This window comes from Streptococcus salivarius (genome assembly GCF_002094975.1).
In the GTDB taxonomy this organism is placed as follows: domain Bacteria; phylum Bacillota; class Bacilli; order Lactobacillales; family Streptococcaceae; genus Streptococcus; species Streptococcus salivarius_D.
This window is the reverse complement of record NZ_CP015283.1, coordinates 1,321,267-1,341,202: the sequence shown is the minus strand read 5'-3', so window position 1 is coordinate 1,341,202 and position 19,936 is coordinate 1,321,267. Positions and strand designations below refer to the sequence as shown.

The 19,936-nt window shown below is 38.3% G+C and carries 15 protein-coding genes; 1 reads left to right on the top strand and 14 read right to left on the bottom strand.

Annotated elements, in window-relative coordinates; all coding sequences use genetic code 11:
• Nucleotides 1-94: 94 nt before the first annotated feature.
• The 13 genes from V471_RS06275 to V471_RS06215 all read right to left on the bottom strand — a co-directional run bounded on the left by V471_RS06275 (nucleotide 95) and on the right by V471_RS06215 (nucleotide 17,052).
• Entirely contained in the window at nucleotides 95-544 is a 450-nt protein-coding gene (locus V471_RS06275; protein ID WP_004182274.1) for an Rrf2 family transcriptional regulator, read from the bottom strand.
• A 179-nt stretch (nucleotides 545-723) separates the two neighbouring features.
• A complete protein-coding gene (locus tag V471_RS06270) occupies nucleotides 724-1,587 on the bottom strand; it encodes an alpha/beta hydrolase (protein WP_080610657.1) in 864 nt (287 codons plus the stop codon).
• Nucleotides 1,574-2,866, bottom strand: coding sequence for a PTS sugar transporter subunit IIC (locus V471_RS06265; RefSeq protein ID WP_080610658.1), 1,293 nt, complete (start codon nucleotides 2,864-2,866; stop codon nucleotides 1,574-1,576). The genes V471_RS06270 and V471_RS06265 overlap by 14 nt, the downstream gene beginning before the upstream one ends.
• Nucleotides 2,867-3,094: 228 nt before the next feature.
• Nucleotides 3,095-3,727, bottom strand: a complete 633-nt coding sequence (locus V471_RS06260; protein ID WP_045772302.1) for a nitroreductase family protein — start codon at nucleotides 3,725-3,727, stop codon at nucleotides 3,095-3,097.
• A gap of 94 nt (nucleotides 3,728-3,821) precedes the next feature.
• A complete protein-coding gene (locus V471_RS06255; protein WP_084871265.1) occupies nucleotides 3,822-4,508 on the bottom strand; it encodes a DUF1275 family protein in 687 nt (228 codons plus the stop codon).
• Between the two features lie 99 nt (nucleotides 4,509-4,607).
• Nucleotides 4,608-5,450, bottom strand: coding sequence for an aldo/keto reductase (locus tag V471_RS06250; RefSeq protein WP_084871264.1), 843 nt, complete (start codon nucleotides 5,448-5,450; stop codon nucleotides 4,608-4,610).
• A 93-nt stretch (nucleotides 5,451-5,543) separates the two neighbouring features.
• Nucleotides 5,544-6,710: a hypothetical protein gene (locus V471_RS06245; protein ID WP_229039770.1), complete on the bottom strand. Its 1,167-nt coding sequence runs from the start codon at nucleotides 6,708-6,710 to the stop codon at nucleotides 5,544-5,546.
• Nucleotides 6,711-7,201: 491 nt separating this feature from the next.
• Nucleotides 7,202-10,219: a beta-galactosidase, LacZ type gene (lacZ, locus tag V471_RS06240; protein ID WP_084871263.1), complete on the bottom strand. Its 3,018-nt coding sequence runs from the start codon at nucleotides 10,217-10,219 to the stop codon at nucleotides 7,202-7,204.
• Between the two features lie 3 nt (nucleotides 10,220-10,222).
• Nucleotides 10,223-12,127, bottom strand: coding sequence for a PTS sugar transporter subunit IIA (locus V471_RS06235; protein ID WP_014632923.1), 1,905 nt, complete (start codon nucleotides 12,125-12,127; stop codon nucleotides 10,223-10,225).
• Nucleotides 12,128-12,237: 110 nt separating this feature from the next.
• Nucleotides 12,238-13,284: an aldose epimerase family protein gene (locus V471_RS06230; protein WP_014634731.1), complete on the bottom strand. Its 1,047-nt coding sequence runs from the start codon at nucleotides 13,282-13,284 to the stop codon at nucleotides 12,238-12,240.
• A 69-nt stretch (nucleotides 13,285-13,353) separates the two neighbouring features.
• Complete coding sequence (gene galE, locus V471_RS06225) at nucleotides 13,354-14,355, bottom strand: UDP-glucose 4-epimerase GalE (protein WP_014632921.1); 1,002 nt, start codon at nucleotides 14,353-14,355, stop codon at nucleotides 13,354-13,356.
• A 29-nt stretch (nucleotides 14,356-14,384) separates the two neighbouring features.
• A complete protein-coding gene (galT, locus tag V471_RS06220) occupies nucleotides 14,385-15,866 on the bottom strand; it encodes a UDP-glucose--hexose-1-phosphate uridylyltransferase (protein WP_045772299.1) in 1,482 nt (493 codons plus the stop codon).
• A 19-nt stretch (nucleotides 15,867-15,885) separates the two neighbouring features.
• Complete coding sequence (locus V471_RS06215) at nucleotides 15,886-17,052, bottom strand: galactokinase (protein ID WP_084871262.1); 1,167 nt, start codon at nucleotides 17,050-17,052, stop codon at nucleotides 15,886-15,888.
• Between the two features lie 140 nt (nucleotides 17,053-17,192).
• Here V471_RS06215 and V471_RS06210 point away from each other — a divergent pair, with 140 nt between their 5' ends.
• On the top strand, nucleotides 17,193-18,218 hold the full coding sequence (locus V471_RS06210) for a LacI family DNA-binding transcriptional regulator (protein WP_045772297.1): 1,026 nt from the start codon (nucleotides 17,193-17,195) through the stop codon (nucleotides 18,216-18,218).
• A 51-nt stretch (nucleotides 18,219-18,269) separates the two neighbouring features.
• On the opposite strand, the gene dexB is transcribed toward V471_RS06210, so the two are convergent.
• Nucleotides 18,270-19,880, bottom strand: a complete 1,611-nt coding sequence (gene dexB / locus V471_RS06205; RefSeq protein ID WP_084871261.1) for a glucan 1,6-alpha-glucosidase DexB — start codon at nucleotides 19,878-19,880, stop codon at nucleotides 18,270-18,272.
• Nucleotides 19,881-19,936 lie beyond the last annotated feature (56 nt).

Genomic DNA, 19,936 nt, shown 5'->3' with positions numbered 1-19,936 from the left:
ATACTTAGTTTAATTGTAATGTCAATCATTACAACCTGCAAATAAAAAAGAAACCGAATAGCTTTCGATTTCTTAGCGTTTACTGACTAAACAATCAAGCTCCGGCTTCTTTCCAGTTTACCTTGGCACCTTTTAAAATACCAGCCAAGGTTTTCTTTTCAAGCTCTTTTTCCATTGCCATTTGAACGTCTTCTAGGCTTTGGTCCAAAATCCCATGAATATTTCGTCCTACTGGACAGGCTGGGTTAGGATTGTCATGGAAACTAAAGAGTTGACCACTTGGGCCGATGCTATCCACAGCACGATAAACCTGAAGAAGGTTGATTTCTTCTGGGTCCTTGAGCAAGCTAGCTCCACCTGTTCCCCTTTGAACTGAAATTAAGTCTGCTTTCTTTAGTTGCGACAAGGTTTTGCGGATAATAACAGGGTTAACTCCCACACTACCAGCCATAAAGTCACTGGTTAACTTAGTTTCATTTCCCTTATTTTGTGCTATAAGAGTCAAAATATGAACGGCAATGGTAAAACGACTTGGAATTTGCATAACATAAACCTCCCATTTAATTGTATGATTTTCTTGATTATAACAGAAATTAAGTTGTAAATCAATGAGTTACAACATATAAAATCCTCTCAATTTAACCTAAAAAACAGATATCCTTTCACGGTCCTATCTGTTTTTTTGAGTTCTCATTTGTAACTAAAGCATTAATAATACGATTCTCACTGTGGCTCTAGCTTAGTTTTTTGCTTCTTACGGACACCTTGCCCTTCGATATGTTGTTTGACAAGTTCCACAACTTCATCATTGGTTGGTAAGTCCGAGTGCTGGGCATCTTCGCCCGTAACAGTGATTTCGGTATAGCTCTTTGCTTGATTCTGATAGATGTACTTCCCAGCTGAAACGCTAGCATCAGGAACCAACTCATCCGAGTCATAGGTGATAGTACCTGCTACCGAATAGACATGTAAGGTTGATGGGATATTTTTCTTGGCTGCTATGAAATCCGCCAGCATCACCGATTTATTTTTGATATTAGTTTCAGTGAAATTATAGGGCGTTCCGATAGTCATCAAAGAATTTATCTTGACATCGTAGTCGCTAAGATAATTTTCAATAAAGGCTGTATAAATAAGACCACCATTTGAATGTGCTAGGCCTTTGAAATTATTAAAATTATATTTATTTTGCAGGGCTTCAAAGGCCTGATTCATCATTTTGGCTTGTTTTTTGATATTGCTGTAGCCGTCGTTGTTATTTTCAAATCCGATAACAATAATAGGTTCATTGTCATTTTTCTTGATTTTTCCTTCAAAGGTAATACGCCCATTATTCCAAACCTTGACCTTGAGCAAGCTGTGCTTGGCCCCACGACGATCTTGATTAAGCTTACGCACTAGACCATCAAAACGATTTTCCGTAGCGGAACTCCCCGGAATCATGATAATAGGAGACAATTTCGAGTTGTAGAAAGTCTCAATTTCCTTGACATTTCTTTTGGTCCAGCTATAAGAAGGCACAGCTAAGCCGATGAGAAAGACAGCAACCAAAATAAAGACTAACTTCATTTTTTTATTGAGCTTCATTAGTTTCTCCTTCCTCTTTTAAACCGTGTTGTACCTTATTAGAAAGTCTTACGAAAGGAATAAAGATAGCGACATCAACCGCAAAACAAAACAGACTTACAGACAAGGCACGAAGGCTACCACCAGTACCGATAAAAGCATAGAGCAGGCTAGGGGTACCATCTGGTACAGGATAAACTGCCGCCGGCATAAGACGAAGCGCTAAAGCAATTGCTGCTATTCCCATGTTGACCATTGGTGCTAACAGAAAGGGAACCAGATAAACCAAATTAAGCAAAACTGGTACACCCACCATCAAAGGAGCGCCATTATTAAAGAGACTAGGGAAAACACTAAGAAGACTGACTTTCTTGTCCTTATAACTGGTTGAGGTTAAAAGAAGGGCTACCAAGAGAGCCAAGATTGATCCAACGCCAGCAACCAAACCGTAACTGTGATAAAGATTTGTCAGAGTAAAAAGATGGGGAAGCCCTGTCGTCGTATGATGGGAAACCGCATAAGTCAGATTTTCCAAAGCAAAGCTATCTTCAGCTATAGAATTGAGAGCGAAGGCTTGACTATTCCCAATCCAAGCAGAAAAAGTACTCAAAAGTCCCATCATAAAGGTTGAGAAAAGATGATTACCAGTGACAGTAATGGTCGATGTAAACTGTCTAATAGACTGAAAGATATTTTCCCGTTCACCAATAACCAATAGAATATTAAGTCCAATTGCCAAAATTAAGGACAAAAAAATGGGACGAACCGTCTTAGGCTGATAAATATAGTTCTTATCCACAATTTGGTCATCACTGGCTCTAGAAAATCGAAAAATCTGACCAACCAGATAACCCACGAAGATAGCCAACATAATATTAATCGAAGCCGGTAAATTGATACGTGTCAAATCGCCATCGTTTAGTGGAGACATTAGTAACTCTTGCGACCCTATAATCAAACTGACCAAAAGGGAAGTCACACCAGCCGTACCAGTACTTCTACCATAATGTCCAGCCGTGTATTTTCCAGCAAAATAAGTCGATAAGGGACCTGCTAATCCACCGAGAAAACTAGAAAGATTAATAAGCACCTGACCTGACGTCTTAAAGGCCGGAAGCCAATCAGAAACTGAAAAAAGTTGGTTAATATACCCCATCTCAGAAAAAACAGATAGTGAAATCACCCGAATAATCCCTGAAAATAGTAAAAAGGGGAATAGCGAAACCAAAGTTTTCTGTGTAATCTGAACAAAGCCACGCTCACGAAACCAGAGAAAACTTCGGATCAAATAGTTTGTCATAAAAGACTCCTAGAAAAAGGCCACACTCGCCCTTGTATTAAACATTCACTATCATTATAGCACAAAGGAAAGGGACTTACCTTAATCATGGGTTAAAGCAAAAATCATCACTTTCTCAATACTCCTAGCAATCACTTTCTTATTTATTTTTAGTTTTTTGAACCCTCTTTAATCATCACATACAAAAACCGTAAGCCCCCATTTTCGAGACTTACGGTCAATTATTTATTAAGCAAAAGTAGTCACATCAGAAGCATTCAAACGAACAGATTCGAAACCTTCTTCATTGGCCTTCCCAAGGGCAATGAGCAAGACTGGCACATGACGGTCAGCATCAAGTCCGAACGCTTTGGCAAGACCTTCTTTTTTATAGCCACCGATGGCATTGGTATCATAGCCGTATGAACGAGCGACCAACATCAATTGCATAGCAGCCAGACTAGCATCGATGTGAACAATTTCATTCATCACTTCGAAAGGAGCATTTTCATACATTGGTACAATGCTTGATAGTTGTTTCTCCTTGACCTCTTCGGGCATTTTTCCTTGCGCAACGGCCTTACCATAGATTTCTTCTGCTCTTTCTTGACTCTTCAAATCGGCAAAAATGAGAACCATGGCTGATGACGTTTCATTTTGTACACCATTGTAGCTGATAAAGGGTTTCAATTTTTCTTTGCCTTCTTCGCTATCAACGACAACAAAACGCCAGGGTTGCATGTTCACTGATGATGGTGCTGTAACAGTCTTGTCCAAGATTTCCAACATTTCTTCTCGTGGAATCTTGACAGAAGTATCAAAGTTACGAATGGAACGACGGTTATACACAATATCTGAAAAATCATTACTTATTACAGGCATCTTATGTCTCCTTTATTCAGGGTTAAAAAAAATTAATATAATCAAGATTATAACATAGGAGATTTTTTATCAAAAATAATTGCTACATAAGTGCTTAAAGATTGGTTTCCTTGAGTCCTAGTCGTTTCACTTCAGATGAATAATAAACCATGATGGTAATGAGGCTGAGTGTAATTAGCCAGATTGACTTAATATAAATGATGTGCATTAGAAGAGCTGATACAACAGCACCAACCACAAAACTTCCTACGACAAAGCTATAATTGACAGCCTGACGACGATATTCTTTCTGATCATCGCTTCCCTGAATAACATAGTAAAGTGCCGTCAGCATCCTTCGATAATTACCTGAAGTCATAAAAATCACAAAGGGGTGATTTTCAATCTGACTACCGGTAAAAGTCTTCATCATGACACCTGCAGAAAAAGCAATAATCGGAAGCTCCAATAGAGCATTTGGCGTTAAGAATGGTAAAATGGCAGTCATCACACAAAGAGGAAGTAAACCATAAACACGCCAATAAGCATTCTTACGATGGTCTTTAAACCACATGCCAAAAAGAAAACCTAAGGTAAAGAAAAAAATGGAAAAGCATCGTAACATGTTATGGTACATGCTACTACTACGCCAGTCAGCAACTAACAGGAGAATATTCCCTGTCTGAGTGGCAACCAAACTATGGTAATACATATGACAAAAGACATCCAAAGCTCCCCCTGAAAAACTGAGCAAATTAGCCATCATACGTGTATTCTGAGGCAAAAGATTTCGAGACTCCATTACGTAACTCCCATCTATAAATAAAAAAATGACAGTTTCATTATAGCAAATCAACAAAAACAAGCAAAAAGCAACCCTTACGAGTTGCTTAAAATCCTATTAAAAATTAACTGTGTCAGGATCATCCTGAGTTTTGATGCCTTGAATCTTATCCAAGACTGCCATATCTTCCTCTGACAAATCAAAGTCAAATATATCCAAGTTGGCTTCAATGTTTTTAGGTGTCACAGACTTAGGTAGTGGCAAGAAACCTTTTTGAAGGCTCCAACGCAGAGCAACTTGTGCCACAGATTTACCGTTACGTTCAGCCACTGCTTCAACATCTTCATTTCCAAAAATGCTACCTGTACCTAGTGGGCTGTATGCTTCAAGAAGAATGTCATGCTTCTTGCAATAGGCAACCAAATCTTCTTGGGCACAACCTGGAGCCAAGAGGATTTGATTGACATGTGGCACAATTTCAGCCGTTTCAAGGAGAGCTTCTAGGTGATGTTGCATAAAGTTAGACACACCGATAGCACGCACCTTACCTTCTTTGTAGGCTTCTTCCATTGCCTTCCAAGCGCCTGCATTGCCAGCCTTCCACGCATTATTCTCACGAAGTGCCTTTGGATTTGGCCAGTGGATAAGCAAAAGATCCAAATAATCCACACCTAATCTTTCGAGAGATTCGTCGATAGAGGCCTTAGCCAAATCGTAATCGTGCTTGTCATTCCAGAGTTTAGTCGTTAGGAAAATATCCTCACGCGCCACATCACTATCAGCAATCGCCTTACCTACAGAAACCTCGTTACCGTAGATTTGTGCTGTATCAATATGTGTGTAACCCGCCCTAAGTGCAAAACTAACGCTGTTATAGGCTTCTTCGCCTTCTGGAATCTGCCAAGTCCCAAAACCAATTTTAGGAATCGTAACGCCATTTGAAAGTGTATATGTTTCCATCCTGTTCTCCTTTTCAAGTTGTAACAGAATTATCTTAAAGGATATAAGATAAAATTGCAAAAATTTGCTATGGCTTGTTTGATGAATAGTTCCTTACTTCTTTTTCCGCTTCTTTTTAAAGACAACACCATTTTCTTTAAGGATTTCCATGCTCACCTTTCCAACTCCTCTAATCGCTGCTACTTCCTCTTCCGTTTTCTTTTTAAAATCTTTAAATTCTATTAAGCCATGTTGACGAAGTATACGCTCCACACTTATTGAAAGACCTTGGAGGGCTTTGCTTGGTTCTATACTTTTTTCCAATTCTCTAATTAGTTTGTGCAATTCTGGATTTTTCTTTTTCGCAACATGTCTTTGTGGACGTTTTGCACGATATTTTTCGATTAACCAAGTAAAATAATATTCTGATTGGGATAGATCAACGACTTGATTAAAAACCATCAAAAGACTTTGCATACTATTGGCTTCAAATAAGATAGGGTTGACTTTAAGCGTTTCGGCAACTAGACGCTCTTCATCACCTTGTTCAATCATTTTTAAATAATTTTCGAACTCTGGATTTTTTGCATAGAGAAGATCAAAATAGAAATCCGCATCCTCAATATGTCCCGTCATTAGAGAGAGCGTCATCATTGGTACTATCATCAAATCTTCTTCGTGATATTCCATTTGCTCACATTCGAAAAAGTTTTTAGCCTTATCAAACTCCTCCAGATTACAATAGGTAGCCATTAATTCGTAACGGACTCCCATGTGATCTTGAACATCTATCTCTAGAATCTCTTCAAATTCCTTAATAGCAAACCGCTTCATACTGTTGCTTAAATAAAATTTAGCAAGATTATACTTCAAAGACAAATAAGGACGCTCGTCAAGATTAGCCCAGCCCATTTTTGGACCTTGATCCCACTTGGACCTTTGCTCTTTTTCTAAAGCAATTAGGCCTTTTAGATGTTCAAGTGGACTTTGAAAAGTTAAGAGCATCTGCTTAGCATCAAGATTTTCAGGATCTAGTTTTAAAGCTTCTGTCAAAAATTCCTGACTTCTCGAAGGATCTTCCTCGTGATAATGATAAGCCTCTTCAATGAGTTTCCAAGCTCTCTCCTGCTTTGAATCAGAGGAAGTGATCTCATCAAAAAGCCCTTGGTTATATTGTCTTGCAAAATCTTCAAGAGCCATGTCCACACTGAGATACTCTGTAATATGTTCTTCTAAGAATGCTTCTGCTTTTTTTGTGAAGTCTTCAAAAGATGATGTCATCAATCTTCTCCAATCTATGTTTATTTCTCTAACTACTATTGTATACGTTTTCATAGAGCGTTACTATATTCTAAGTGAAATCAACAACCTCTTAAATTTTTATTGACAAAAATAGTCGCCAATCACAATACAGATAAGAATCCATAGAGTCTTATTTTGGGACATCTAAACCCAAAGTTGTATACTTATATTAGATAGAGTGCTATTGGACGATTAACGTCAAGGCATAATCTTCAAATTTCATCCAAAGCTACAAAAAATCATTAACGTCTTGGGAGTGGTTTAGTCCCTTTTCTATATCAATAACTTTAACTCACTTTTTCATAATTTTACTTGACCACTCCCATTTTTAAGGGAATTGAAAACTGAGTTATATTTTAAAAGGAAACAGAGGTCTGTTTCCTTTTTTCTTACTTCAAACCATGACAAAAGGAAACCCTTTCGAGTTTCCTTTATCAAATATATCGTTGGAGGCAAAGTCCAATAATACTTTAGTTGAGTGGTTCAATCACGAAGCTCAATTGATAGCTATCTGCTGAGCTAACCAAGAATTCGTCATGAACTGGAGCACCCCATGAGTCGTCACCACCGACACCCATTTGAACAGCAAGAACTTTAATCCATGTAGCATCAGATTGTTGCAATTCATATTGATGACGAGCATTTTCAATTTGTTCAGTACTGTTAAGCAAAGCACTGAATTCGAATGCCTTATTTAGTGCGGTGAATTTAAGACCATTATGGTTATCATCAGATACTGTAAATTCACGAGTACCATAGTGATTACCAGATTCTTGTGGCATTAGATATGGAGCAAATGTCTTTTCAACAGATGTTTTATATCGACCAAGATAGGCACCAGGAAGTTTATCAAGGTAGCTTTCTTCTGCACCGTATCCATAATAGCTTAGGTTTGTAAATTGTGAACCGATAGCAAATTCTAGACCAAATTCAGGGAAGTTTGGCAAACCTGCTTTACCATCATAGCTTGTAGTAACAAAGATTCGACCCTTGTAATCAACTTGATAAGTTACCTTAACTTCGACATCAGAAAAACCAGGCAATTCATGAACATAAGTCACTTTAACAGAGTCATCTTCAATTTGAATTTGAGTATCTGTAACCTTACTATAGTTTCCAGCAACTTTCCAGCCTGCCATTTCGAATGGATATCCAGCACCACGATCGTTGTCGGTGTAAGCACGAGTAAAGTTAAGTTTAGGACCTTTCTCAATGAATTCAACACCGTTATACTTAGCAGATACTAGCGTATTTTGTGCACGTGAAAGCAAGATAGAGAAGTTTTGTCCTTGAATTCCGATGTTGAAGTCGCCTTCAACAACATTCAAAGGTGCTTTAACTGGTGTTTCAGTGCTAATCTTTTCAGCAACATATTGACCACGAACAATTTCATGTCCTTTTGGAGCCCATTCAGTTGCTTCATTCTGAACACAAGCAACTTCATAAATTCGTTCAGCATTTGAAGCTCCAACAGCGAATTCTACTGGGAATGTTGCTTCTTCACCTGGTTTAACATCAAAGTGATATTCACTTTCGCTAACTTTTCTACCATCTTCGTAAACTCTAGCTAGGAAAGTATAAGCAGAAAGATCTTCAAAGACATTATCATTCTTGATAGTTACTGATTTTTCATCAACAGCAATCTTAATATTAGAGTAAAGATGTTTAACTGTTTGAAGTTTTGGAGTTAGGGTACGATCTGCGAAGACAATACCATTTCCACAAAATTCGTAGTCAGAAGGTCTATCATGCCAGTCACCACCATATGATAGGAATTCGCTACCATTTGGAAGTGGTTTGTAAATAGCTTGGTCAATGAAGTCCCAAATAAATCCACCTTGGTATTCTGGATATTTCTCTAAGTCAGTGTAGAGTTTCAATCCACCACCAGAGTTACCCATTGTGTGCATGTATTCACATGAAATATAAGGTTTTTGAGGATTGTTAGTGAGGTATTCTTCAATATCAGCTGGTTTCGCATACATACGACTTTCGATGTCTGTAATGTAATCAAATTCACGACACCATGTAACACCTTCATAGTGAACTGGACGAGTATTGTCAACACTACGGAAGTAATCAGCCATGTCAGCAATATCTTTACCAGCATATGATTCATTACCACAAGACCAAATGATAACACTAGCATGGTTCTTATCACGTTGGAACATGTTATTGGCACGATCCAAACAAGCAGGCAACCATTCTGGTTCACTAGCTGGGATATTCCATGAAGGTTCGCTTAGACCAAGTTTTTGCCATGTACCGTGTGTTTCAAGGTTGGCTTCATCGATAACATAAAGTCCATATTCATCACACAATTCATACCAACGTGTTTGGTTAGGATAGTGAGAAGTACGAACAGCATTGATGTTATGTTGTTTCATCACTTTGATATCCCAAAGCATATCTTCTTCAGTGATACAACGTCCTGTTCTAGCGTTAAATTCGTGTCTGTTAACCCCTTTAAAGACAATTCTCTTACCATTCAAAAGCATGAGTTTATCTTTAATTTCGAAGTGTCTAAATCCAACCTTAACTGGAACGACTTCAACAACTTGGCCATCATCCAAAACATGAAGGGTCAAATTGTAAAGTTTAGGACTTTCAGCACTCCAAGGTTTGATTTGCAAATCTTCAAGACTTACAGATAGTTCACCGTCAGCATTAACAGATGCATCACCTTCTTTAACGATGCCTTCATGATCTGAAAGAACATATTTAATTTTCTTATCTTCGTAATCACCAACAGTCTTCAAATCAATATCCAATTGACCTGCTTTTGTTTGGTAATCATAATCTCCCTTAACAAAGAGATCTTGAACGTGAACTTTTGGAATAGCGTACAAGTAAACATCTCTGAAAATACCGTAAAGTCTCCAGAAGTCTTGGTCTTCCAACCAGCTTGCTGTAGAGTAACGATAAACAGCTACCGCCAACTTGTTATCACCTCCAACAAGGTAATCACTAATTTCAAATTCACTAGGTGTAAATGAATCTTCACTGTATCCTACGAAGTTACCATTGACCCATACAAAGATGGAAGTGGCAACCCCTTGGAATGAGATAAATACTTTTTTGTCTTTTAATGCATCATTCAAGGTAAAATGTTTAACGTATGATGCAACAGCATTTGATTCTTGAGGAACTTGAGGTGGACGAAGGAATTCTTTACCATCCCAAGGATATTGGGTATTCACATATTGTGGAGAACCAAAACCTTGAAGTTCCAAATGACCTGGTACATTGATGAAATTCAAATCAGTTTCATCAAATTCTGTTTTATAAAAGTCTTTTAAAACCTGATTTGTATTCTGAGCATAATGAATTTTCCATTTTCCATTAAGAGATTGTCTTAACTTCATCTCCCCTTCAGAAAATTCTGCAAGAGATTCAAAATACTTATGATCTGAGTGAGCGTCAACAGTATTAACGCTAACAATCTTTGGATCGTTTAAGTAAGTTTGAATTTTTTCAGTCGTGTTCATAGATTATTCTCCTTTTTTGAAGGTAATAACTTCAGACAAAGCTTCTACCTTTTCTCCAACTTCTTGTTCAAGATGGAAAGCACTGAATTTTTCTGAATTGGTTACAGTGACAAGTACTGTGTCATCAAGACCATTTTTCTCAATAATTGGTGACCAGAACTCAAGAAGTTTTTGTCCAACTTCAACACGATCACCTTGTTCTACGTAACTAATGAATCCTTCACCTTTAAGTTTAACTGTTCCGATACCAACGTGGATAAGAACAATGACACCATCTTCACTTTCAATACCAACTGCATGGCGAGTAGGAAGAACTTGACGAATGGTACCACTAATTGGTGCAAAGACAGCTCCATCAGTAGGTTTAATGGCGAAACCTTTACCCATGCTACCTGAAGCAAAGTGTTCATCATTAACACTTGAGAGGTCAACCAAATGGCCAGTTGTAGGGTTTACAAGAGATACGACGTTAGCTTTAACTTCATTTTCAGAAGTTGCTACGCTAAAGCGATGTTCCAATTCTTCAACAATTTCAGCGTGACGTGCTTCAGTCAAAGTGATTTTACGAGCAATAATGAAGGCTCCGATAAGCATTGCTGCTGCTGGAAAACCAAACATGCTAAGCTTAAAGATAGACTGTTGATGTGTTGTAATTGTTGATGCTGAGGCACCTGTTGTCATACCAGCAGCTACGGCAATTGTAGAAACAAGCCAGTTTGACATCGCACCACCAAGTTTATCAACAAGTGGACGAACTGACAAAGTAAGTGATTCATCACGGTGTCCCAATTTCCATTGACCATATTCTACTGAGTCAGAGATAATCATGAGGATAACAAGGAACACAAGAGGTTGTGGAATAAAGAAGAGTTCAGCAGCAGTCAAGATCATTGGAAGTGATGTTCCTGCAATACTAAAGATTCCGATACCACCGAGCATTACTGCAATACATCCATAGAACAAACGTTTACGGTTGAATTTACCAGCTAGGCTAGGGAAGAGTGAAACTGAAACCAAACCAACAACTGTATTCAATCCGTAAAGGATTGAATATTTCCCTGGATCACCAAGGATAAATGTGAAGTAAAAAAGTTGAAGAGCATTAAGTGTATTAATACCAAGACCATAGAACCAATATCCGAGAGACAACCACATCAATTGGTCGTTTTTACCAAGAACTTTAAAGACTTGTTTAAGGCTAGTTTTTTCTTTGTTATCACGAAGTTTTGACTCAACTTCACGTGTACCAATACCAACAGCAATTGATGTAATCACACCAATGAGAGCAACGATAAATGCAAACCAGAACCATCCAGATTTATCTCCAGAACCACTACTGTTCGTCATAGAGAAGAACAAAACGATTGGCATGATGGCAACACCTACAATATTGGCACCAATCGTAGAACCAATACGGGCAAAAGTTGCCATTTTTTCACGTTCATGACTGTCAAGAGACAAGGCAGGAATCATTGACCAGAAACCGATATCTTTAATTGAGTAGAAGACATCCATTACAAGGTAGATAATTCCGAAAAGTACAAGGTACAAGAAAGGATTTGTTTTATTCAAACCACCTAAATCGGTGAAGAGAAGCAACAAGGCGATAGAACTGATGATACCACCACCAACTACCCATGGTTTGAATTTACCATACTTAGTATGAGTGTTATCAATCATGTTACCGATCAATGGATCGATAAATACTTCCAAGATACGCAAAATAGCGATGATGTTAGTAATTAATAGTACGTAGTGACTATTTTGCTTTGGATCACCTGTGTTAAACAAGTGAGTTGTCACAAACATGATAAAGTATGTTGACAACGTTGCATAGAAGACGTCGTTACCAAAAGCACCAGCTGAATAGGATAGACGAGACTTCATTTGACCTTTAGATTTTCCCATTACGAAAACCTCCTGTTAGTTGTTTTTTGAATACGCTTACATTATATAAGTATTAGTTTAAATCGTCAATAGTTTTAGTGGTTTTTTACTAAACTTTTACTAAAATATGGTTATTTTGATGAATTAAAATATTGGAAACCGATTTCATAGCTTACACTATGACCCTCCTCCAAGATGATATCTCCAAAATCTGTATGATTAACGGCATCTGGGAGTGTTTGAGCTTCCATAGCTATAGCTTCTCGTCCTTTTGCAATTGTTCCTCGATCTCTCGCAAAGTAAATATTATCCTCTATAATATCCATAGTATAAATAACTAAACCATTTCTGTTTGAGAAGATTTCGATACCATCTCCACTCTCTTTATCATGGAGAACAGCTACTTCTTTCACATGATCACAAGTTTCCCCTCCAACTACAAAGGCATCATCAAAACCATTATTTGCTTCAATTCGAGGTAGCAAGTCAGTTGTCTTTCTGAAATCATAATTCGTTCCATCTACATTAATTTTTTGTCCTGTTGGAATTAACTCAGAATCCAACTCTAAACGATAGTCTGAATAGATTTGTAACTCATGACTTGATAAATCCTGTTTGTCGCTAAGATTAAAGTAAACATGGTTTGTCGGATTAAAGACTGTTGACTCTGTAACATCGAAGGCTTCAAAGAGTATTGTTAAGCGGTTATTATTGTTAAGTCTATAACTAATAGAGACTGTAACATCACCAGGAAAGCCATCTACACTTGAATAAAGTCTTCTAATAAATTTTGTCTCAACATATTCATCATTCAGGTTTGTGACATAGTTCCAATTTTGAACCTGCATTCCTTTTGGACCGCCATGTAAACAGTTTTCTCCCTCATTCTTAGGAAGGCTATAAAGAACCATATTATGAGTATACGAAGCTTTCCCAATTCTTCCAGCAACCCTACCAATGGACTGGCAGGCACATAAATTATTCTTATAGTAATCCTCGTAATCACTGAAACCAAGTACTATATTTTTAAGAGCACCAGTTTCCGTTGGAACCAAAAACTCCTGAAGTGTGGCACCTGTTGTGAGTGTGGAAATGACAACACCATTATTATTTTCCATTGAAATTTTACTGACATCGCCTGAATCAACTTTTCCAATAATTTCGCAGTTTATTTTCATATTATTTCCTCAAAAAACAAAGAGTACAATAATTATATATACTCTTTGACCCTTTGTTTATTATTTTAATTATCCTCGATCATCGTACCCTTTTGGATGGCTAGAATGCCATGCCCAAGCACTTGCGATGATTTTTTCGATGTTATCAAATTGTGGTTTCCATCCAAGAACTGTACGTGCTTTTTCAGATGAAGCAATCAATGTATCAGGATCACCAGGACGACGATCAGCTTTTTCAGCTGGAATTTCTTTACCAGTTACCTTACGAGCGGCTTCAAGAATTTGAAGGTTTGAGAAACCTGTTGATGAACCTAAGTTAAAGGCTGTAGATTCATTACCTTTACGAAGATATTCAACAGCAAGGAGGTGAGCATCAGCCAAGTCAAATGGGTGAACATAGTCACGAACATTTGTTCCATCAGGAGTGTTGTAGTCATCACCAAAAATCATGATTTTTTCACGAACACCTTGAGCTACTTGGAGAATAATTGGCAAGAGGTGGGTTTCAGGACCGTGATCCTCTCCGATAGAACCATCAGGTTTGGCACCCGCCACATTAAAGTAACGAAGAGGGACATACTTGATGCCGTAAGCTTGGTCTGACCACTTCATAATGGTTTCCATCATAAGCTTGCTCTCACCATATGGGTTGATAGGATTTTGTGGTGTTGTTTCAAGAATTGGAATTTCTTCTGGGATACCGTAAGTTGCTGCTGTTGATGAGAAGACAATGTATTTAACACCGCATTCGTTCATAACTTCAAGCAATTTAACCATTCCAGCTGTATTGTTATCAAAATATTTGAGTGGTTTTTCCATTGATTCACCAACCAATGAATAGGCCGCAAAGTGAATAACGGCATCAACATCAGGATTTTCTTTGAAGACCTTTCTCATAAAATCTTGATCAGAGAGATCGCCTTGGTAGAAAATAGCATCTGGATGTACGGCAGCACGGTGACCGGTTACCAAACTATCTACTACTACTACTTTTTCTTGACCTTTTTCAACTAAGCGATCAACCATGTGAGAACCGATATAACCAGCTCCACCTAATACTAAAATTGCCATTTCTTATCTCCTTTCTTCAGAAAAAACAATTAATCAGCTAAATTTACAAAATCTACAAATGCTTTAAACTGATCTAAGCCTTCACTATTAGTCTTATAAACACCTGCATCTTCTAGTACACGAGCAAAGATATCTGCAACAGATTGTCGAACAACTTCTGTCACTTCCTCAGCCGTAACATTCGGATTTTGAGCTTTGAGTTCATCTGCCCATTCTTGGTGAATTGGAGCAACTTGGTTACCTTGACCTAATAGATAATCTTCAACATCTTTAAGTTCTGTTTTCAAACGAGGAGGAAGAATGGCCAATCCCATAACTTCAATCAAACCAATGTTTTCTTTCTTAATATGTTGAACATCTTTATGTGGGTGGTAGATACCGTCTGGATGTTCTTCAGAAGTTTGATTGTCACGAAGAACCAAATCCAATTCAAATTTGCCGTCTTTTCTACGAGCAATTGGGGTAATGGTGTGGTGAGGGTGTCCATCAGACTGAGCTAAGACTCCAGCTTTTTCGTCTGAATAACCACGCCAGCAATTTAAAATTTTGGTTGCAAGAGCAATAAGTCTTTCCTTATCTTCACTTCTTAAACGAAGAACTGACATAGGCCAATTAACAATACCAGTTTCAACATCAGAGTATCCATCAAAGCTAACTTTTTCTTTAATGCCTGCTACTTCCATTGGGAAAGTGTGGCGACCACCTTGATAGTGTTCGTGTGTAAGAATTGAACCACCTACAATTGGAAGATCGGCATTTGAACCTGCGAAGTAACCAGGAAATGCTTCAACAATTGATAGGAGACGACCAAACGTCAATGGACTGATGTGCATTGGTTCGTGCTTACCATAAAAGAAGATAGAATGTTCATTAAAGTAAGCATATGGTGAATATTGGAAGCCCCAGTCATTTCCTTCCATTTGGAAACGAATAACACGGTGATTACTACGTGCTGGGTGATTGATGCGACCTAGATAACCTTCATTTTCCATACAAAGTTGGCATTTTGGATAATCAGAAGCTACCGCATTTTTAGCTGCAGCGATGGCTTTGGGATCTTTTTCAGGTTTTGAAAGGTTAATCGTAATTTCCAAGTCACCGTATTTAGTAGGTGCTTTATAAGCAATGTTTTGTGCAATAGCTTTAACTTTTACATAATCATTTCGTTTACTTTGTACATAAAAGTCAGCAATTGCTTGCTCTGGGTTTGATTTATAGGTATCCCAGAAGTTACGATTGACAGCACTAGGGCTTGGTGTAATCAAGTCCATGAGTTGAGCACCGATGATATCTTGTTCTTCATTAAGTTCACCTACAGAACCAGCTTTAACACCTGCTTGAAGCAACTGGTCTTTAAGGTCAATCAATTCAGAGCTTTCAGTTTCAACATCAGCAACTCCCTCTCCAACCAAAGCAAAAACTTTGTTTGTCAAATAGATACGGTCTAATTCCTCATAGTCACTGTTTTCAATAACCAAAGTTACAAAAGCGTTTACTAAATTTTCAGCCATAATCTCTACTTCTTTCTCATTAATCAAGTACTCGTGAACCACCAGCTACTTCAGCAATATAGAAGCTTGGTGCATAACCAACGACTTCTTCATAACGTTGACCAACTGCTTTTTTGAAATCTTCAACTTTATCTTTATTTACAAGTGCGATGGCACATCCACCAAATCCCGCTCCTGTCATACGAGCTCCAAGAACACCTTCTTGTTCCCATGCTGTGTGTGCCAAAGTATCAAGTTCAAGACCTGTAACTTCGTAATCATGTTCCAATGATACGTGAGAAGCATTCATAAGACGACCAAAGCCTTCCAAATCTCCTGCTTCAAGAGCTTTACGAGCTTGAAGTGTACGTTGATTTTCAAGAACTGCGTGACGGGCACGTTTGATACGATTTTCATCTTTAATCAAGTAGCTGTATGCATCAAATGTCCAGAGCTCCAATTCACCAAGTGTTTGGATATCAAGTTTTTCTTGAAGTTCAGATACAGCTGTGTCACATTCAGCACGACGTTCATTGTATTTAGAATCTGCCAATTCACGACGTTTGTTAGTGTTCATGATAACTACAACATTGTCTTTAAGGTCAAGCGGCACCAAGTCATACTCTAAAGTATTGGTATCCAAGTAAATCGCACGTTGATCAGCTCCCATACCAATAGCGAATTGGTCCATAATACCAGAGTTTACGCCGATAAAGTCATTTTCCGTTTGCTTACCGATTTTAACCAAGTCAAGGCGTTCCAATTTAAGGTCAAATAGTTTTTCAGCAATAACACCAATCAATAATTCCAAAGATGATGATGATGACAAACCTGATCCATTTGGAATGTTACCATAAACGTAAATATCCATACCTGAATCAATTGTATGCCCAGCTTCTTGCAAGAAATGAAGAACACCTTTTGGATAGTTTGTCCAGTTGTGTTCTTTTTCAAAACGAAGATTTTCAAGTGGTACTTCGATGATGCCCTTATCTTCAAAGTTACCTGAGAAGAAACGCAAAACTTTATCATCACGTTTACGGGCTGCTCCGTAAGTACCTAGGGTAATGGCTGCTGGAAAGACGTGACCACCGTTGTAGTCCGTATGCTCACCAATCAAATTAATACGACCAGGTGAAAAGAAAGTATGATCTGCTTCTACTCCAAAGACTTCTTTAAAAGCTTCTCTTAGTTGTGTTGTTTTCATAGAATTTTCCTCGCTTATTCTTTTTTACACTAACAGTGTAACCCCTTTCACAAGGAAAATCAATATTTTTACTGTTTTTTTAGTAAAAAATAGGTAAAATTTTAGAATTTATGATATACTTTGGATGAAAGGAGAACAATATGGCTACATTAAAAGACATTGCTTCATTAGCAGAGGTCTCAATCGCGACTGTTTCACGTGTTCTCAACCAAGATGAAAGCCTTTCCGTTACTGAAGAAACCAGGCACCGTATTTTAACTGCGGCAGATGAATTGGGATACACTAGACACCAAAAAAGCGGTAATTTTAAGAAAGAGAAACACCAGATTGCCATTATCCAATGGGTCAGTGAAGAAGACGAATTAGATGACATCTACTATTATAATATTCGACTCGGCATTGAAAAAAGGGCTCAGGAACTCGACTACGAGATTCTACGTTATTTCAATGACATTCCTTTTAGTCTCGCTGAAGAAGTCATAGGTATACTTTGTATCGGAAAGTTTAGTCGTGAACAGATTACTGAATTGGAATCATTGGGTAAATCACTGGTCTTTGTAGATAGTGATACCCTACTTCAGGGACATCCTTGTGTGACAACTGACTTTGAAAATGCTGTTCAGACTGCCCTCCAATATTTAAAAAAACAAGGGTGTCAATCAATCGGACTTTTAACAGGTGAGGAGAAGACAACCGACTTGCAAGAAATTATTCCTGATTCACGTCGGCGTGCCTATCGCAATTTTTGTATTGAAGAGGGAATTTACGACGCTAATCTCATTTTGACAGGAAACTTTAGTGCGCTATCTGGTTATGAACTTATCAAAGCTAAACTGGAGACAGAGGAGAAACTTCCAGATGCCTTTTTTGCCGCAAGTGATAGCTTAGCTATTGGAGCACTCAAAGCTTTTCAAGAAGCTGGCCTCATTGTTCCAGATCAGATTCAAATCATTTCTTTTAACGATACAATCATGGCAAAACAGGTATTTCCTCCCCTATCTTGTGTCACTGTCTACACTGAAGAAATGGGGCGAACTGCCATGGACGTCCTCAATAAGCAAGTCTTGTCCCCACGAGAAATTCCAACTCTTACCATGTTGGGTACGAAGTTAACCTTAAGGGGTAGTACGAAGGAAAAGACAATCCAACTGCCAACTAACCCATGATTACTCAATAGACTAAAAAGTGGTCGTCAACTGTAGGTTGACAACCACTTTTTATTTCATCTTCACACAAATGGCATCCCAGGCTTGGAGTTTGCCTTGGTCTGTAATTGGCTCTAATTCGGTATTTGCAATGACAACTTCTGCTCTTTCGAAATCATAACAGAAGTCTTGTTCTTGGTCTGATAAATTGACTACAACCAGATAGCTACTATCTTTAGTCTTACGAATATAAGCAAATACTTTTGAAGCTGTCTCCAAGAGTTCAAAGTCAGCATCTACCAACCAATCTTGAGTTTTACGAAGCGCAACGAGCTTCTGATAGGTATAGAAAATCGATTCTGGATTGGCGAGGGCTGACTCAACATTTATGTCCTTATAGTTCGGATTAACAGGTAGCCAAGTCTTATCCGATGTGCTAAATCCAGCATTTTTAGACGCATCCCATTGCATTGGTGTTCGAGCGTTGTCACGACCCACCTGACGAATTTGGTCCATGACTCTTTCTAGTGATGCCCCTTTTTCGAGAGCTTCTTTGGCATAGTTGAGAGATTCAATGTCATTCAATTCTTCCAAAGTTCTAAAAGGATAGTTGGTCATGCCGATTTCTTCACCTTGATAAATGTAAGGTGTTCCCCTCATGAGATGAAGAAGGATAGCTAAGGCCTTGGCTGACTTCTCACGATAAACACCAGTATCTCCCCACATTGAAAGAATACGAGGTAGATCATGATTATTCCAAAATAATGAGTTCCACCCTTGTCCCAACTCTAACTCAGTTTGCCATTTATTGAAAATAGCCTTAAGTGCTGAAACATCCAACTCCCTCTCATACTCCCATTTAGGGCTATCTGGCTTATGCTGAAGTCCAATATGTTCAAACTGGAAAATCATTGAAAGTTCTTGATTATCAGGATTTGAATACTGTTTAGCAATTTCAGGTGTCGCTCCCCAGGTTTCACCAACGGTTAGAAGGTCATGCTTGCCAAAACTCGCCTGGTTCATTTCCTTGATGTAATCGTGAAGCCTTGGACCGTTTGTATCAATCAGTTGATCTGGAATCTTACCAATCATATCAATCACATCCATGCGGAAACCACCGATTCCCTTATCAATCCAGAAATTCATCATGTCATAAACTTTCTGGCGCAACTGTGGATTTTCCCAATTGAGGTCTGGCTGTTTCTTACTAAAGAAATGCAGATAATATTGGCCTGAGGTCTCATCATATTCCCAAGCAGAGCCACTAAAGATAGATACTAACTCATTAGGTTTATCTCGCCAGATGTAGAAATCTCGTTCAGGACTTTCTGGATTTTCACGCGCTTCAATAAACCAAGCGTGCTCATCAGAGGTATGGTTAACCACCAAGTCCATAACAATTTGAATATCACGCTTCTTAGCTTCCGCCAAAAGCTCATCCATGTCACTCATGTCTCCAAAAATATCTGCAATAGCCTCATAGTTAGCGATATCATAGCCATTGTCATCCATTGGACTATCATAGACAGGCGAAAGCCATAGGGCTGTGATTCCGAGTCTTTGAAGATAATCTAGTTTACTTGTAATCCCCCTGAGATCACCGATACCATCACCATTGGAATCCATGAATGATTTAGGGTAAATTTGATAAATCGTAGCTTTATGCCACCAGTGTTTTTGCATACTTGTCTTCCTTTCGAAAATCATTCATTATTTTTTTAATTGCTTACTTTTCAGAT

What these genes read in the sequence shown, in the direction of transcription:
- V471_RS06275 (WP_004182274.1), bottom strand. Translation starts at nt 544, where the DNA reads ATGCAAATTCCAAGTCGTTTTACCATTGCCGTTCATATTTTGACTCTT.
- V471_RS06270 (WP_080610657.1), bottom strand. Translation starts at nt 1,587, where the DNA reads ATGAAGCTCAATAAAAAAATGAAGTTAGTCTTTATTTTGGTTGCTGTC.
- V471_RS06265 (WP_080610658.1), bottom strand. Translation starts at nt 2,866, where the DNA reads ATGACAAACTATTTGATCCGAAGTTTTCTCTGGTTTCGTGAGCGTGGC.
- V471_RS06260 (WP_045772302.1), bottom strand. Translation starts at nt 3,727, where the DNA reads ATGCCTGTAATAAGTAATGATTTTTCAGATATTGTGTATAACCGTCGT.
- V471_RS06255 (WP_084871265.1), bottom strand. Translation starts at nt 4,508, where the DNA reads ATGGAGTCTCGAAATCTTTTGCCTCAGAATACACGTATGATGGCTAAT.
- V471_RS06250 (WP_084871264.1), bottom strand. Translation starts at nt 5,450, where the DNA reads ATGGAAACATATACACTTTCAAATGGCGTTACGATTCCTAAAATTGGT.
- V471_RS06245 (WP_229039770.1), bottom strand. Translation starts at nt 6,710, where the DNA reads ATGACATCATCTTTTGAAGACTTCACAAAAAAAGCAGAAGCATTCTTA.
- lacZ (WP_084871263.1), bottom strand. Translation starts at nt 10,219, where the DNA reads ATGAACACGACTGAAAAAATTCAAACTTACTTAAACGATCCAAAGATT.
- V471_RS06235 (WP_014632923.1), bottom strand. Translation starts at nt 12,127, where the DNA reads ATGGGAAAATCTAAAGGTCAAATGAAGTCTCGTCTATCCTATTCAGCT.
- V471_RS06230 (WP_014634731.1), bottom strand. Translation starts at nt 13,284, where the DNA reads ATGAAAATAAACTGCGAAATTATTGGAAAAGTTGATTCAGGCGATGTC.
- galE (WP_014632921.1), bottom strand. Translation starts at nt 14,355, where the DNA reads ATGGCAATTTTAGTATTAGGTGGAGCTGGTTATATCGGTTCTCACATG.
- galT (WP_045772299.1), bottom strand. Translation starts at nt 15,866, where the DNA reads ATGGCTGAAAATTTAGTAAACGCTTTTGTAACTTTGGTTATTGAAAAC.
- V471_RS06215 (WP_084871262.1), bottom strand. Translation starts at nt 17,052, where the DNA reads ATGAAAACAACACAACTAAGAGAAGCTTTTAAAGAAGTCTTTGGAGTA.
- V471_RS06210 (WP_045772297.1), top strand. Translation starts at nt 17,193, where the DNA reads ATGGCTACATTAAAAGACATTGCTTCATTAGCAGAGGTCTCAATCGCG.
- dexB (WP_084871261.1), bottom strand. Translation starts at nt 19,880, where the DNA reads ATGCAAAAACACTGGTGGCATAAAGCTACGATTTATCAAATTTACCCT.